This is a genomic window from Bacillus sp. DNRA2 (assembly GCF_012843265.1).
GTDB lineage: Bacteria > Bacillota > Bacilli > Bacillales > Cytobacillaceae > Bacillus_BU.
The window spans coordinates 1-685 of sequence record NZ_JABAIT010000081.1 but is presented as its reverse complement, the minus strand read 5'-3'; the positions used below and the strand labels follow the sequence as shown (position 1 = coordinate 685).

The 685-nt window shown below is 54.7% G+C and carries 1 rRNA gene; it reads left to right on the top strand.

Features of this window, described 5'->3' with window-relative positions:
• Positions 1-685 (top strand): 16S ribosomal RNA (locus HHO41_RS22035); the annotation flags it as partial.

The following is a 685-nucleotide window of genomic DNA, read 5'->3' as shown; positions in this document are numbered from 1 at the left end:
AAGTACCGGAGTAACTGCCGGTACCTTGACGGTACCTAACCAGAAAGCCACGGCTAACTACGTGCCAGCAGCCGCGGTAATACGTAGGTGGCAAGCGTTGTCCGGAATTATTGGGCGTAAAGCGCGCGCAGGCGGTCTCTTAAGTCTGATGTGAAAGCCCCCGGCTCAACCGGGGAGGGTCATTGGAAACTGGGAGACTTGAGTGCAGAAGAGAAGAGCGGAATTCCACGTGTAGCGGTGAAATGCGTAGAGATGTGGAGGAACACCAGTGGCGAAGGCGGCTCTTTGGTCTGTAACTGACGCTGAGGCGCGAAAGCGTGGGGAGCGAACAGGATTAGATACCCTGGTAGTCCACGCCGTAAACGATGAGTGCTAAGTGTTAGAGGGTTTCCGCCCTTTAGTGCTGCAGCAAACGCATTAAGCACTCCGCCTGGGGAGTACGGCCGCAAGGCTGAAACTCAAAGGAATTGACGGGGGCCCGCACAAGCGGTGGAGCATGTGGTTTAATTCGAAGCAACGCGAAGAACCTTACCAGGTCTTGACATCCTTTGCCACTCCTAGAGATAGGATTTTCCCCTTCGGGGGACAAAGTGACAGGTGGTGCATGGTTGTCGTCAGCTCGTGTCGTGAGATGTTGGGTTAAGTCCCGCAACGAGCGCAACCCTTGTTCTTAGTTGCCAGCATT